Annotated in this window: 14 protein-coding genes; 6 read left to right on the top strand and 8 right to left on the bottom strand. The window is 61.4% G+C overall.

From position 1 onward, the window contains the following. Positions 1-21: 21 nt before the first annotated feature. Both hemH and NW852_RS09415 read left to right on the top strand, forming a co-directional pair. Positions 22-1,047 carry a ferrochelatase gene (hemH, locus tag NW852_RS09420; protein WP_414371832.1) on the top strand — a complete coding sequence of 342 codons (1,026 nt, stop codon included), beginning with the start codon at positions 22-24 and terminating at the stop codon, positions 1,045-1,047. A 132-nt stretch (positions 1,048-1,179) separates the two neighbouring features. After that, entirely contained in the window at positions 1,180-2,517 is a 1,338-nt protein-coding gene (locus NW852_RS09415) for a CCA tRNA nucleotidyltransferase (protein WP_414371830.1), read from the top strand. Here the strand turns inward: NW852_RS09415 and NW852_RS09410 are convergent. Continuing rightward, positions 2,514-3,245, bottom strand: a complete 732-nt coding sequence (locus NW852_RS09410; protein ID WP_414364363.1) for a response regulator — start codon at positions 3,243-3,245, stop codon at positions 2,514-2,516. The genes NW852_RS09415 and NW852_RS09410 overlap by 4 nt on opposite strands. Before the next feature lie 275 nt (positions 3,246-3,520). Between NW852_RS09410 and NW852_RS09405 the strand changes: the two genes are divergently transcribed. Then, a complete protein-coding gene (locus NW852_RS09405; protein ID WP_414364366.1) occupies positions 3,521-4,423 on the top strand; it encodes a 4-hydroxybenzoate solanesyltransferase in 903 nt (300 codons plus the stop codon). Positions 4,424-4,439: 16 nt separating this feature from the next. On the opposite strand, the gene NW852_RS09400 is transcribed toward NW852_RS09405, so the two are convergent. The 3 genes from NW852_RS09400 to ndhN all read right to left on the bottom strand — a co-directional run bounded on the left by NW852_RS09400 (position 4,440) and on the right by ndhN (position 7,899). After that, positions 4,440-6,341 (bottom strand): R3H domain-containing nucleic acid-binding protein, encoded by a 1,902-nt coding sequence (locus NW852_RS09400; protein WP_414426678.1) that lies wholly within the window; start codon positions 6,339-6,341, stop codon positions 4,440-4,442. Positions 6,342-6,356: 15 nt separating this feature from the next. Beyond that, entirely contained in the window at positions 6,357-7,361 is a 1,005-nt protein-coding gene (locus tag NW852_RS09395) for an LdpA C-terminal domain-containing domain (protein ID WP_414371827.1), read from the bottom strand. 94 nt (positions 7,362-7,455) lie between these two features. Further along, a complete protein-coding gene (gene ndhN, locus NW852_RS09390) occupies positions 7,456-7,899 on the bottom strand; it encodes an NAD(P)H-quinone oxidoreductase subunit N (protein ID WP_414364400.1) in 444 nt (147 codons plus the stop codon). Positions 7,900-8,107: 208 nt separating this feature from the next. On the opposite strand from ndhN, the gene msrB reads away from it, so the two are divergent. The 3 genes from msrB (at position 8,108) to NW852_RS09375 (ending at position 9,711) form a co-directional block, all read left to right on the top strand. Beyond that, the gene (gene msrB / locus NW852_RS09385; protein ID WP_414364370.1) at positions 8,108-8,518 is read left to right on the top strand and encodes a peptide-methionine (R)-S-oxide reductase MsrB; all 411 of its coding nucleotides are present in this window, start codon (positions 8,108-8,110) and stop codon (positions 8,516-8,518) included. 49 nt (positions 8,519-8,567) lie between these two features. Next, positions 8,568-9,371, top strand: coding sequence for an FTR1 family iron permease (locus tag NW852_RS09380; protein WP_414364372.1), 804 nt, complete (start codon positions 8,568-8,570; stop codon positions 9,369-9,371). A gap of 175 nt (positions 9,372-9,546) precedes the next feature. Further along, positions 9,547-9,711 (top strand): hypothetical protein, encoded by a 165-nt coding sequence (locus tag NW852_RS09375; protein WP_414371894.1) that lies wholly within the window; start codon positions 9,547-9,549, stop codon positions 9,709-9,711. A gap of 48 nt (positions 9,712-9,759) precedes the next feature. Here the strand turns inward: NW852_RS09375 and NW852_RS09370 are convergent, their stop codons facing one another. The 4 genes from NW852_RS09370 to NW852_RS09355 form a co-directional block, all read right to left on the bottom strand. Continuing rightward, entirely contained in the window at positions 9,760-9,972 is a 213-nt protein-coding gene (locus NW852_RS09370) for a CP12 domain-containing protein (protein WP_414371825.1), read from the bottom strand. 235 nt (positions 9,973-10,207) lie between these two features. After that, the gene (locus NW852_RS09365; RefSeq protein ID WP_414364377.1) at positions 10,208-10,942 is read right to left on the bottom strand and encodes an energy-coupling factor ABC transporter ATP-binding protein; all 735 of its coding nucleotides are present in this window, start codon (positions 10,940-10,942) and stop codon (positions 10,208-10,210) included. Between the two features lie 33 nt (positions 10,943-10,975). Continuing rightward, positions 10,976-11,245 (bottom strand): hypothetical protein, encoded by a 270-nt coding sequence (locus NW852_RS09360; protein WP_414371822.1) that lies wholly within the window; start codon positions 11,243-11,245, stop codon positions 10,976-10,978. A 76-nt stretch (positions 11,246-11,321) separates the two neighbouring features. Then, positions 11,322-12,170: a hypothetical protein gene (locus tag NW852_RS09355; protein ID WP_414371820.1), complete on the bottom strand. Its 849-nt coding sequence runs from the start codon at positions 12,168-12,170 to the stop codon at positions 11,322-11,324. Between the last annotated feature and the right edge of the window lie 148 nt (positions 12,171-12,318).

Genomic DNA, 12,318 nt, shown 5'->3' with positions numbered 1-12,318 from the left:
AGAAGGATATTGAGCTTTGTTATGTCCAAAAGCGGCGTGCTCCTGCTGAACTTGGGGGGACCAGAGACCCAGGCTGATGTGCAGCCCTTTCTCTACAACCTCTTTGCCGATCCGGAGCTAATCCGTCTACCCTTTCCGTTTTTGCAGGGGGCGTTTGCCTGGGCTATCTCCACGCTGCGAGCTCCCAAATCCCGGCGCAACTACGCGGCTATTGGGGGCGGATCCCCCCTGCGGCGCATCACCGCTGAACAGGCGCAAAAGCTGCAGGCCCAACTGGTGGCGGAGGGCTACGATGTGCCGGTGTATGTGGCCATGCGCTACTGGCACCCGCTGATCGAGTCCGTGGTGCAGCAGATCAAGTCGGACGGGATTACCCGCCTGGTGGTGCTGCCCCTGTACCCGCAGTATTCCATCAGCACGACCGGCTCCAGCTTCAAACTCCTGGATCACCTCTGGGCCGAGGATCCGGAGCTGGCTCGCATCGAGCGCCGCCAGATCTGCTCTTGGTACGATCAGCCCCAATATGTCCAGGCCATGGCTAGGGCCATCCGGCAGCAGTTGGATGCGTTTGCAGATCCAGCAAGCGTTCACGTGCTCTTTAGCGCCCACGGCATTCCCGAAAGCTATGTCACCCAGGCCGGGGATCCCTACCAGCAGGAGATGGAGGCCTGTGTCCGGCTCATCTGGCGGGAAGTTGGGCGCCCCAATCGCTACACCCTCTCCTATCAAAGTCGGGTGGGCTCCGTGCGCTGGCTGCAGCCCTACACCGAGACAGTGATCCCGGAACTGGGCGCTCAGGGAGTAAAGCAACTGCTGGTGGTGCCGATTAGCTTTGTGTCGGAGCACATCGAAACTTTGCAGGAGATCGACATCGAGTATCGGGAGCTGGCCCACCAGACTGGGATCCGCGAGTTTCGCCGCGTGCCAGCGCTAAATGCCGATCCCCTGTTTATTGCCGGCCTGGTGGCGCTGGTGCGGCCCCATCTGCTCACTTCAGCGCCTGCGTTTGCGCCGGCGGCGGTGGGCGGCTCACTGCTGGAGCGTTAGGCAAAAGGGATCCGGCGAGGCCGCGAGCAGGTCTGGGCAAGCAAGGGCCAAATCCCCCAAAGCCATTGTGGGCAGCCTGGGGATCCTAGCCCTTCAAATCCATCTAGGAAGTCTCCCCGCTATACCCAATCGATGAGCAAAGCCCTGCTGACCGAGTGGCTGCTGACCTATTTCTACCAACAGCTGCCCTTTCCCAAAGAGTGGCTGCCCCAGGGGAGTTACTGGGTGGGGGGATCCCTGCGGGATGCCTACCTAGCTTGGCTGCGGGGCCAGCCTAGCGACCCCAAGGGGCCGTTGGATCTGGACTTAATGTGTCCAGCCGATCCCGTGGGGTGGGCGGCGGGGGTGGCACGGCGGCTGAAGGCTGGCTTTGTGGTGCTGGATGCGGAGCGACAGATTGCCCGCATTGTGCTGGGCCAAGGAAGGGCTTCTCCTCCCACGGCGGCGACGGTGGACGTAGCCCTGCAGGTGGGCCCCACGCCAGAGGCAGATCTGCGCCAGCGGGACTTCACCTGCAACGCCCTCGCCCTGGCGCTGCAAGAGGGGCAACTGTTGGATCCTACAGGCGGTCGGGCAGACATTGAGCAAGGGTGGCTGCGTATGGTTCACCCCGACAACCTCAGCGCCGATCCAGTGCGGCTGTTGCGGGCCTATCGCCAGGCAGCTCAGCTGGGGTTTGCGCTGGATCCGGCCACGGCAGAGGCGATTCGCCAGCGGGCCCCCCTTGTGGCCAATGTGGCGGCAGAACGGGTGCGGGCCGAGGTGGTGACCTTGTTGGAGACGGGGATCCCGGGCCTGGCCCACCTGCAAGCGGCAGTGGCGGCAGGGTTGCTGGTGGCTTGGCTGCCCCGCCTAACGCCCCAGAGCTGCGGCTTTGCCCAGGCTCAGGCAGTGTGGCAATGGGCTGAGATCTGGCAGCTCCAGTACCCCCGCACGCTGGCGGAGCTGGCCCAGCCTTTGGCGGATCGGCGCAGCGCCCTCTTGGCAACGGTGGTGGCAGCCCTACTGTGGGATCCGGCGGGCACCCCCGCCGAGACGGTGGAAGCTGAGCTGGAACGGCTGCGCTTCAGCCGGGCAGAGATGCGGGCCATTCAAAAGCTGCACCAGCTTCTGCCCCAGTTCCAGCCGCTCCTAACCCACTCCCCCTCACCCAGCCAACAGTGGCGGCTCTATCACCAGGCGGGATCCCTCTTCGGCGGCCTAGCCCTGCTGGCGGCAGCGACCGGCAGCAGCCCCCAAAAGATAGAGTCCTGGCTGCAGCGCTACGAAGATCCCCAGGATCCCCTGGCCCATTTGGTGCCCTTGCTGGATGGCCGCGACCTGCTGCACAGCTTGGGTGCTAAACCCGGACCTTGGGTGGGCCAGTTATTGCAAGATCTCCAGGAAGCCCAGGCTTCGGGTCAGATCCAAACCCGTGCCGAAGCCCTTTCCTTTGCCCGCCGCTGGCGCGAGAGAAGCTCCCAAACCTAGCCGAAGCGATAGCCGAATCCGCGCACTGTCACCAAATACTCTGGGTTGCTGGGATCCACCTCCAGCTTTTCCCGCAGCCAGCGGATGTGGACATCCACGGTCTTGCTGTCGCCCATGAAGTCGGATCCCCAAACCCGCTCCAGAAGCTGTTCCCGCGTCCAAACGCGGCGGGGATTGGACATGAACAGCTCCAACAGGCGAAACTCCTTGGGCGAGAGACTCACCTCCACCCCCCGCACCAACACCCGGCACTCCTGGGTAAACATGCAAATATCCCCGTAGCGGAGCACCATGGCCTCGCTGGCGTAGGCCTGCTGCCGACGGCGCAACACGGAGCGACAGCGGGCAATCAGCTCCCGCATCCCAAAAGGCTTAGTTAGGTAGTCGTCGGCCCCCAGCTCCAGGCCCATCACCCGGTCGGTCTCGCTGCTTTTGGCTGTCAGCATCAAAATGGGGAGGGTGTTACCCTCCCTACGCAACAGACGGCATAGATCCAAGCCATTCAAACTGGGCAGCATTAGATCGAGGATCATCAAGTCCAGCCGCTCGGCTGTATGCACCAGCTCTAGCGCTTCTCGACCGTCCACTGCTTGCAAAACTCGGTATCCTTGTTCTTCAAGGGCAAGGGCAACGGTTTCTCGAATTGCGTCCTCATCATCCACCACTAGCAGAGTCTCCAGCAGGGGAGAAGCTTCCTTGACTTGAACTTGGGGAAGTTGACTGGTCATGGAAAGGGTTGCTTGCATGGCAGACTCCGTCTCGTTTGCGCGAACGGCCTCACAGAGGAAAAGGAGCAAAGTTCATCATCCTCAACAGCAGCCCCCCGCTAGGATATCAAACTTCTCAGGCTGGCCAATAGGGGGAAAAGAGGAGCCAAATGCTGGCCAAAAAGGAAAGACGGCGAGGGAGGCGACAAGGGTTCCAGGGTAGGGCAGTTCAGGATGATTTAAGATCGGTGCGGAGCCCCATTCCCCTTGGCAACTGGCCCTCTTTTGATCTGGCTATGTCTGCCCCTCCTTCTGCCCTCTGGGCCACTGGCGGAGCGATTTTACGGCTGTTGCGCTGGCACAAGCCGGCAGGGCGGTTGATTTTGATGATCCCGGCTTTGTGGGGGGCTTTTCTGGCCGGACGGGGAACGCCGCCTTGGCCGCTGGTTGGGATCCTGGTTTTGGGCAGCTTAGCCACCAGCGGGGCAGGCTGTGTGATCAACGACCTCTGGGATCGGGATTTGGATCCCTTGGTGGAGCGCACCCGCAACCGCCCCCTGGCCAGCCGCGAATTGACCGTTGCCGTCGGCATCGTGATGGCGCTGCTGACCTTGGCCTGTGCGGCGGGGCTGGCGCTTTTTCTCAACCCGGTCAGCTTTGCCCTCTGCGTGGCGGCGGTGCCGGTGATCCTGCTCTATCCGGGGGCCAAGCGGGTGTTCCCGGTGCCCCAACTGGTGCTAGCCCTGGCTTGGGGATTTGCCGTGCTCATCAGTTGGACGGCGGTGAGTGGCCAGGATCCCCAGAAGCCCCTGTGGGAGGAGGGGCTGGGCTGGCTGTGGCTGGCCACGGTGTTGTGGACGTTAGGGTTTGATACGGTCTATGCCCTATCGGATCGGGAGGACGACGAGCGGGCCGGGATCCACTCCAGCGCCCGCTTTTTTGGGCGACAGACGCCGACGGCGGTGGGGCTATTTTTCTTGGGCGCCGCCCTTGCCCTCTTAGGGGTGGGGATCAGCCTGCAGTTGCACGCGGTCTATTTCCTCAGCTTGGCAGTTGCCGCCGCCCTCTGGGGCCGGCAAACCTGGCAGCTCCACCAGGTCAATCCCCCTCCCACTCTCTACATGGCCATCTTCGGCCAAAACGTCCTCCAGGGCTTCATTCTCTTGGCAGGGATGATCGCTGGATCCCTGCTGGCCTGAGGAACCCTGGCTGGAGCTAGTTGGGATAGATGCGCAGGCGACGGTTGGGCTCTTCGCCAAAGCTCTGGGCCCGCAGGTGATAGTGCTCCACCAACTGGTGCTGCAGCTTGCGGATTAGAGGGGAGCGGGGCAGCAATTCCACCGGCTGGGACTTGGGAATGACGATCTGCTCCACCGCCAGGCGGGCCTCCTCCAAGGCTTCCGTTTCGTCGCCCGAGCTGGCCCGAATGAACAGCTCCAGGTCAGAATCAGAGCCGTCCTCGCTTTCGATGTTGAGGATGTGACGCAGGGCGCGGGCAAGGGCAATCAGAGTATTGGCCTTGACGGTGTGAATCGGGATCTGGCGGGCGTGGGCCAGTTGCTGGATCTTGGAGCGGCTGCGCACCTGGGATCGCAAAGCCAAAACAATATCGGCCTCATCCAGGTCTTTGGTGACATCCGCCGACAGCTTCAAAGTTTGGATCACCTGCTCCAGGTGGAAGCGACTAACCCCGTAGGGATAGATCCTCAGCAGCCCATCCAGGCCCCGTTGCCGTTCTGCCAGGGCCGCTGCCGCAGGTTCCTCCCAGTCGGCATCCTCTTCCTCCTCAGACCTGGACTCTGCCTTGGGGCTGGCCATAACTTGCGGCTCAGGACGGGATCCCGCTGCTGCTGGCGGGACGGATTCCTCCCCTTTGGCCGAGGGCGAGCCAGATTCACCAGGCTGGCGCAAACGAGTCTCGCTGGGTTCTAAGGGCAAAGCTTCCATCCGCCCAGAACGGTGCCATCCCCCTCGCTCCCGCGTCGGGGACGGGGTGCTGCCGGCAGGGGGGGGCCACTGGGGGCCAGACAGGGTGGGGCGCTCGATCACCACTTGGCCACGTTCGTCCAGGCTGCGCAGTTGCACCAGTGGCTCGCGGTTGCGCAGGAGGCGATCCACAGTGGCCGCCACATCTTCGTGGATGACCCAGCGATCCCGCTCCAGCATCTCCACCGCAATCTCAAACGTGGGGGGGGCTTTGCGCTCCAGGACACTCTTCTGGCAGCCCCGCCGCCGCGCCTCTTCGTCTCCCAGCGTGACGGATTGGATCCCGCCTATGAGATCCGAAAGGGTGGGGTTTTTGATTAGGTTGTCGATGCGGTTGCCGTGGGCAGTGGCCACCAGTTGCACCCCCCGTTCGGCAATGGTGCGGGAGGCTAGAGCCTCCAACTCGGTGCCAATCTCGTCGATCACCACCACTTCCGGCATGTGGTTTTCCACCGCCTCGATCATCACCTTGTGCTGCAGCTCCGGGCTGGCCACCTGCATGCGCCTGGCCCGGCCAATCCCTGGATGGGGCACGTCGCCATCACCGGCAATTTCGTTGGAGGTGTCGATGATGATGACCCGTTTGTGCAGCTCGTCCGCCAGCACGCGGGCAATTTCCCGTAGGGCGGTGGTTTTGCCCACCCCTGGGCGGCCCAGCAACAGCATCGAGCGGCCCTGCTCTACCAAATCGCGGATCATGCTGATGACGCCGATAACGCAACGCCCTACCCGACAGGTGAGGCCGATGATCGTGCCCTGGCGGTTGCGAATGGCGCTGATCCGGTGCAGAGTTGAGGCAATGCCAGCCCGGTTGTCGCCGCTAAACTCTCCCACTTGGCTGATGACCAGATCCAGGTCGGCGCGGGTGACTACCTCCTCCGAGAGGTAATCGGCAAAGCCGGGGAAGCGGGCTTCCGGGCGGCGGCCCAAATCCAGCACCACCTCCACCAACTGATCCAACTGGGGATGCTGCTCCAGGCGCTGGCGAATGGGGGCGGGCAGAACATCCAGAAGCTTGTTCAAATCGTCGTTGTAGTGGACTTGGCCAGGAAAAGGGGTGCGATTGCTTAGGCGGTGCGGAGCACTTTCCAGATTCGCCGACGGGTTGAAGGGCTGTACTGAGAAACTCATGGTTAAGCAACGTTGTTAAACACCGGAAAAACAGGTTTGTCTGGGGGCCACCGCTCGTCGCTTCACTTGCTGCACCAACTGTTTGGCCAATGGGATCCCGCCTGCCAATCCAGATCCCCCCTCCAAATAGGCGGCCACCAACTGTCGCGCATAGCTGCCGAAGGCCACACCCGCCACCGGCCAACGGGGATCCAACAGCGACACCGTTTGCCCATTGGTTCCTCCTGCTAGTTGCACATAGCCAGGCAGGCCCATATCCAACACCTTGCGGGCCAACTTTAGGGTGGCCTTGCTGGTGCCAGCTCCAATGTCTCCACTCATGGGCCGGCCATCCACCTGCCAGATCAACACCTCCGGCAGGGGATCCATCAAGGCCAGCAGATCCCGTAAATAAGCCTCCAAACCGGGGCCATCGTTAAAGCTAATCGAGACGGCCCGCAGCCGCCGCAGCCAGGGCTTTAGGGATCCCCACAATTGCGCGAATTGACTTTGCCGACCAATACGGGTGTGGATTTCCACCGCCTCAACCCCCAGCTCTAGCAAGGACGGCAGGATCTCCGCCGCCGCAACCTGATAGCCCTGGGTGGCAATGCGCTGGTGGGGACACACTGGCTCACAGCGGCCACAGCCGTAACAGAGCTCTGCCCGGATGTGGACTTGGGTGGAAGCGCCTGCCCGGATCAAGGCGTGGGGTGGACAAACAGCTAGGCAGGGCTGCGGACAGTCGGCAGGACAGACGGGATCCACCAGCACCGCCTTACGAAAATGCACATCTTCGCCGTCGTTGACGCTGACCATCAACCAGGGGGATCCCACCTGGGGATCCTCCGCCTGGGCCCGCCGGATCCCTTGTTGGGCAGCTTGCACAATGGCCGGATCGGCGGCAACGTCAATGCAATCGGCACCGGCCAGCGTGTAGAGAAAAGAGAGCTCTCGAATCGACGGCAAGTGGTGGAAACTTGCGCCACAGATTAGCTTAAACCAAGTACCCTGTTGCAGCGAGACGTTCGGCAAGGTCACAGACACGGAAAGCCACCGGCAGGATGGGAGTCTGGGCTGCAGGCCGCCTACTTGAGATGGTAGCAAAGAATTTTCGAGACATCTGGGCAGATCCTCAGGCACTCTGCAGAGGTTGCCAGCGAATTGACCGCTCTCGACCCAGCTCCACCACAAATTTCACGCCCTTATCTTCTTGGCTCAGCTTCACCAGGTAGGAGAGTTCTTGCCGGCTGAGCACATGCCCCTCATAAAACCAAAACACCAATCCCTTAGCCTTTGGGGGCAAGGTGGCACGGTACTGCTCGATCAACGAGGGGTAGAAATAGGTACGCCGCTGCGATTTGCCCAGCGTGGCAGGCCGCACCCCATGGCTGGACGTCAGATAACTGACCAAATCCCCAATCCCCTTGCTGGACAGGGTGACTACCTCGTAGCCGGCCCCGCGCAGCCGCCGCAGGTAATGCCCTTCGGATCCCCCTTCCGGGGTGACAAACATGGCCAAAGCCCCGCATTGCTCGAGCTGTTGCACAAACTTGGCACCTGAGCCCACCAGCAACATAAAGCACTCCGTCTTCCTCAGAGTTGAGAGTCTAGGATCTCGAGACCAGCCTTGCCCGTGCCCATTGTAGCGGGAGTAGGCCCCCAGGCGAGGATAGAAGTTACCGATGGAACTCATAGAAGCACCCCGGCCTCCCCCTACCTGCCGGAGGAGGGGAGGAAGACATGAAGAGGCGTTAGAATTGAGAACAACAGGAGAGCAACAGACAATGGCTCAACCAACCTATCCCGTAACCAAGAGCGACGCCGAGTGGCGTGAGCTGCTTACTGAAGAACAGTACTACGTGCTGCGCCAAGAGGGAACCGAGCCCCCCTTCCGCAACGCCTACTACGACAATAAGGCCCCAGGGATCTATGTCTGCGCGGGCTGTGGGCAGGAGCTCTTTTCCTCGGCAGCCAAATACGACAGTGGCACTGGCTGGCCCAGTTTTTGGGAGCCGGTTGCTCCGCAGGTGATCGGTACCAAGACGGATTGGAAATTGTTCGTGCCTCGCACAGAGGTTCACTGCTCCAACTGCGGGGGACACTTGGGACACGTGTTTCGGGACGGTCCCCCACCAACGGGTTTGCGCTACTGCATCAACTCTGCTGCTCTCAAGTTCATTCCCACCACTACCTGAGCCTTTTCTCAGGCAACGCTAGAATTGGGCAGCCTGCCTGGGTGAACTGATGTCGGACTACACCTTTTTGGATGCTGCCTCGATCTTGCTGCGGGAGGGTCTGGAGGCACTCTTGGTGCTGGTGGCTTTGCTGGCCCTTCTGCGCAAAAGTGGGCAGTCAGCCCAACAGCGCTGGGTTTGGCTGGGAGGATCCATGGGTCTGCTGGCAGCGGTGATGCTTGCCTTGCTGGTGAAGTTGTTTTTCCAGCAGTTGCTGACCCACACCCGCCAAGAGGTGCTGGAAGGGATCACCGGGCTGGTGGCGGCAGGTTTGCTGTTTTCGGTCAGCCTCTGGCTGCACCAGCGGGCTGCCATTGCCTCCTGGCAAACCTTTGTGCAAGAACAAGCCCAGGCAGCGCTCGCCACCGGCCAGGTCTTTTCCCTCGCTTTCCTGGCCTTTACAGCGGTGTTTCGCGAAGGGGCGGAAACGGTGTTGTTTTATGTGGGATTGGCCCCTTCCCTGGCGGCAGAAGATCTCTGGCTGGGGATCGGTCTGGGATCCCTGCTGCTGGTGGGAATGGCGATTTTGCTGCTGCAGGTGGGGCTGAAGCTGCCCTTGGGGGCTTTTTTCCGGGGTTTAAGCCTGCTGATTTTTTACTTGGGCTTTAAGTTCCTGGGCAGCGGCCTCCACGCTTTGCAAGTGGCGGGCTGGCTTCCGATGACCCCCTTATCCGGGATCCCGAAGCTGCGCTGGTTGGGTCTGTATCCCACTTGGCAGACGCTGATCCCGCAACTGGTGCTGCTGGGAACGGCCTTTGTCTTGTGGATGAGGCAATGGCTGCGAGCTGATTCTGCTCAAAACCTTTCTCCGTGAGAAACTTCTGCAAAGCTGGATGCGACAGAGACCTACAGCCCGCTGGCGCGAGCGGGGGTGTGTCAACCAATAGCCGTGCAGCCAGACAGAACGGCGGCGGTCGAATAGTGAGGCCTACGGCCCGCTAGCGCGAGGGGCGTTCTACCTGTTGAGGCAGTTTGTGCAGTACAAGGCAATGAGGGCAGAGGTCAAGGTTGTGGTGGTGCCGCCTGCCTATCGCTCACAGACCTGCCACCAGTGTTTGTGGCTTGGCCAACGGGAAGGAAAGGGTTTTTGCTTGTGTCAACCCGGCCTGTGGCTGGGAAAGGGATGCAGATTTTACCACTCGCGTTATTGCTAAGCCCCCGACTAAAGTCGGGGGAAGTTTACTCTGCGGGGTTACCTGAAATCAGGTGTCGTAAACCCGGCACTCAACGGCGTCTGGGTTTTCGGCGCAGTGCTGCTCAAGGCTGCTGGGAGTTTTGGGCTGGTGGCTGCGGGCTGCCAGCACTTCTTCAACAACATCCCAAGCAGCACGGCAGTGGGGATCCCCTTCGCCGTACTCATCGCAGATCTTGCGGGCGTTTTCCAGCTCTTTGGCAATGACTTCAGACAGTCCCATATGCTCAAGCTCCTTTCAACGAGATGGGGCCAGGGGCCCACAGGTATAATCTGCTGACGCCGATCCGCAGGGATCTAGCGCACTCACGGATTAACAGGCAGAAACCTGCCACTCCGCAGGGTAGATAAGTCCAGGATGATGACCTGCTGCCGACCTATCGAGCGCTGTGGATACATTACCATTCTAAGCAGCGACCGCAGGGGGTTGCAGCCACCCTTTTGCCATCTCTTCGGGATCAGTGAGACCTGAAGGCGCCAAACAGTTGTCCAAGCTGTTGCCGCACCTGCTCTGGGGATCCCTGATAGCGCACCCGTCCTTCGGAGAGGAAAATTACTCCGTCCGCCCATTCCAGCTCGGCCAGCCGATGGGTGACCCAGAGGGCGGTGATCCCCTCTTGATCCACCAGGCGGCGGATGCAGCGCAGCAACTCCGCCTGGCTCTCGGGATCCAGCAAGGCCGTTGGCTCGTCCAACAGCAGAACTTCACAGTGCCGGGCCAGGGCCCCGGCCACCGCCACCCGTTGCTTCTGTCCGCCGCTGAGGCCGTGGATGGGCCGGCGGATCAAGTGGCGCAAGCCTACCTGCTCCAAGGCTGTTTCTACCCGCTCGGCAATCTCTTCCAACGTGAGGGGCTCTGCCCCCAAGCCAAAGGCGACATCTGCCCCTACCGTCGGCATAAACAGTTGGTGATCCGGGTTTTGAAACACGTGGCCCAGCCGCCCGCGCACCTCCAAGTGGCCGGCTAGGGGCTGAGGATGGGTGAGGGATCCGGACAACAGTTGCAATAGGGTGGACTTGCCGCTGCCGTTAGGCCCCAGCAGCATCCACAACTGGCCTTTGGGAATGACAAAGCTGCACTCTCGCAGAACCGGGGGACGCTCCGGCCAGGCAAAGGTTAGGCCCTCCACCCGAATGGCCGGCGGGGACTCCCTCTTGCCACCGCGAAAGGACTCTGTCCCCCTCTCAGACATGAGGATCCCTTGCGAAGACCCGAAGAGCTGCTCTCAACCCTGCAACTGCGCCAAAAAGCCGGGACGCGTTCCTGGGGCACCAGCGCCACCCGACTTGGTGGTCATTTGCACGCCACACAGCTCGCCGGTGAGCAGGAACACCTTTTTGCCAGTGCGGTCACAGGTCAGCTCCAAGCTTTGAGGGGATCCGTTGCGAAGAGCTTCAACCACACTCTGATAGGCGCGGTTGGCCGCCTCCTCCTCTTTTTGGTGGACGACGATGGGGGCGGGATTTCCCTTCAGAAGCAATTCCAGGGTATACATGGCTAACTGTTCGCGTAGGGGGCTGTGGACACCTGATCCCAGTATCGCAGGTCGGCGGAAGGCCTAGATCCCAGACCTAGGGGCAGGGGCGAGCGGAAGGAGGATCCCCTGGATTGAGACCGGCAAACCAACTCGACAGGGCCGCCGGCAGGCAGAGGCCAGGGTTGCCCTCGATGTGGAGCCGTTCCAGCCGCGGCAGTTCTGCCAAAAAGCCGGGCAGCTCGCCTGTGAGCTGGTTACGGGCCAGGCGCAGATCCCGTAATTGCTTGAGTTGGGCTAGCTCTGGCGGCAGGGATCCGCTGAGGCGGTTGTCCGACAGGTACAGATTCTCCAGGTGGCGCAGTTGCCCCAGTTGGGGCGGAATAGGCCCAGAGAGTTGGTTGCGATCCAAAAACAGGCCCCTCAGGGAGCTCATCTGGCCCAGTTGGCTGGGAATGGCGCCGCTGAGCTGGTTGTTTTGTAGGCTGAGGTTTTCTAGGCGGCTGAGCTGCCCCAGCTCGGCAGGAATAGGCCCGGAGAGCTGGTTGTGATCCAAAAACAACCCCCGCAGCTTGTGCAGTTGCCCTAGCTCCGGCGGAATGGGGCCGGAGAACTGGTTATAGTCCAGAAACAGGTTTTCCAACTCGCTCAGTTGCCCCAGCTCGGCGGGGATGGGGCCAGAAAGCTGGTTGTAACTGAGGGACAAGGCCCGCAGGCGGTGGAATTGGCCAATCTCCGGCGGCAGGGATCCGCTCAGCCCGCGGCGATCCAATACCAACTGAACCAGACATTGATCCGTATCGAACAGAGCCACCTCTTCCACTACCACCTGGGGACGGCCCAGCGCGGCCAGGATTTGCCGCAGCAAGCGCAGCTCCCGCTCCCTACAGGAGGGGGCAGACCAGACCAGTGTCCCCCAGCTCAGCCAAGCCCAAATTGCCAGCAAGGCCAAAATCCCTAAGTTCCGCCGAACTGGTCTTTTGACGGCTTCCATTGTCCCCTTCTGGCCAACGTCCTAAGGGAGCATACCTCTAGACCCGATCCTTGCCAACTACTAGCTGGGGGAAGGGGCAACCGTTCCAGAGCAGGGCGCC

Origin of the sequence: Synechococcus sp. H60.1, from assembly GCF_047462335.1 — a bacterium.
In the GTDB taxonomy this organism is placed as follows: Bacteria; Cyanobacteriota; Cyanobacteriia; order Thermostichales; family Thermostichaceae; genus Thermostichus.
The sequence above is the reverse complement of the archived record's forward strand: the minus strand, read 5'-3'. Positions and strand labels throughout refer to the sequence as shown.

Coding starts and splice junctions, on each gene's coding strand:
- ndhN (WP_414364400.1), bottom strand. CDS start 7,899: ATGTTGCTGGTGGGCTCAGGTGCCAAGTTTGTGCAACAGCTCGAGCAA.
- NW852_RS09380 (WP_414364372.1), top strand. CDS start 8,568: ATGTCGGACTACACCTTTTTGGATGCTGCCTCGATCTTGCTGCGGGAG.
- NW852_RS09415 (WP_414371830.1), top strand. CDS start 1,180: ATGAGCAAAGCCCTGCTGACCGAGTGGCTGCTGACCTATTTCTACCAA.
- NW852_RS09405 (WP_414364366.1), top strand. CDS start 3,521: ATGTCTGCCCCTCCTTCTGCCCTCTGGGCCACTGGCGGAGCGATTTTA.
- NW852_RS09410 (WP_414364363.1), bottom strand. CDS start 3,245: ATGACCAGTCAACTTCCCCAAGTTCAAGTCAAGGAAGCTTCTCCCCTG.
- NW852_RS09360 (WP_414371822.1), bottom strand. CDS start 11,245: ATGTATACCCTGGAATTGCTTCTGAAGGGAAATCCCGCCCCCATCGTC.
- NW852_RS09370 (WP_414371825.1), bottom strand. CDS start 9,972: ATGGGACTGTCTGAAGTCATTGCCAAAGAGCTGGAAAACGCCCGCAAG.
- hemH (WP_414371832.1), top strand. CDS start 22: ATGTCCAAAAGCGGCGTGCTCCTGCTGAACTTGGGGGGACCAGAGACC.
- NW852_RS09375 (WP_414371894.1), top strand. CDS start 9,547: ATGAGGGCAGAGGTCAAGGTTGTGGTGGTGCCGCCTGCCTATCGCTCA.
- msrB (WP_414364370.1), top strand. CDS start 8,108: ATGGCTCAACCAACCTATCCCGTAACCAAGAGCGACGCCGAGTGGCGT.
- NW852_RS09365 (WP_414364377.1), bottom strand. CDS start 10,942: ATGTCTGAGAGGGGGACAGAGTCCTTTCGCGGTGGCAAGAGGGAGTCC.
- NW852_RS09400 (WP_414426678.1), bottom strand. CDS start 6,341: ATGAGTTTCTCAGTACAGCCCTTCAACCCGTCGGCGAATCTGGAAAGT.